The sequence below is a fragment of the Vibrio sp. 704 genome, from assembly GCF_033339295.1.
On the sequence record NZ_JAWOUH010000451.1, the window covers coordinates 1 to 696 of the forward strand.

2 protein-coding genes are annotated in these 696 nt (G+C 46.1%); both read left to right on the top strand.

From position 1 onward, the window contains the following. Nucleotides 1-400: flagellar type III secretion system pore protein FliP (locus R7R24_RS27030; protein ID WP_411978838.1), on the top strand; the 400-nt coding region annotated here is incomplete at its 5' end. A gap of 26 nt (nt 401-426) precedes the next feature. Then, nucleotides 427-696, top strand: coding sequence for a flagellar biosynthesis protein FliQ (gene fliQ / locus R7R24_RS27035; RefSeq protein ID WP_005457784.1), 270 nt, complete (start codon nt 427-429; stop codon nt 694-696).

Below are 696 nucleotides of genomic sequence, written 5' to 3' on the forward strand. Positions count from 1 at the left end.
CCAACCATACGACAATGGTGAAATTACGCTGGTTCAAGCATTTTCCGTGGCGGAAAAGCCCGTTCGCAACTTCATGTTGGCGCAAACCCATCAGAGCTCTCTCGAGCAAATGTTGCGAATTGCCAATGAGCCGCTCGATCAAAAAGTAGAAGACATCTCGTTTGCCGTTGTTCTTCCTGCGTTTGTGATCAGTGAGCTTAAAACTGCGTTCCAAATCGGCTTTATGCTGTTCATTCCGTTTTTGATCATCGACTTGGTGGTCGCTAGCGTCTTGATGGCCATGGGTATGATGATGCTATCGCCAATGATTGTATCGCTGCCGTTTAAGTTAATGCTGTTTGTGTTGGTGGATGGTTGGAACTTGATATTGTCGACCTTAGCCGGCAGTTTTGCCCTTTAGGTTGGCACAGAGAAAAGAGGTAAGACATGACTCCTGAAATGTTTGTCGAGCTTTTCCGTGAGGCACTGTGGATGGTGTTGATCATGGTCTGTGCCATTATTATCCCTAGTTTGCTCATCGGTTTGGTCGTGGCGATTTTTCAAGCCGCGACGTCAATTAACGAACAGACATTAAGCTTCTTACCTCGTTTGATCGTGACTTTGTTAGCTTTGATGCTGTTTGGTCACTGGATGACGCAAATGCTGATGGAATATTTCTTCGGCTTGATTGAGCGCTTGCCTCAGGTTCTGTACTAG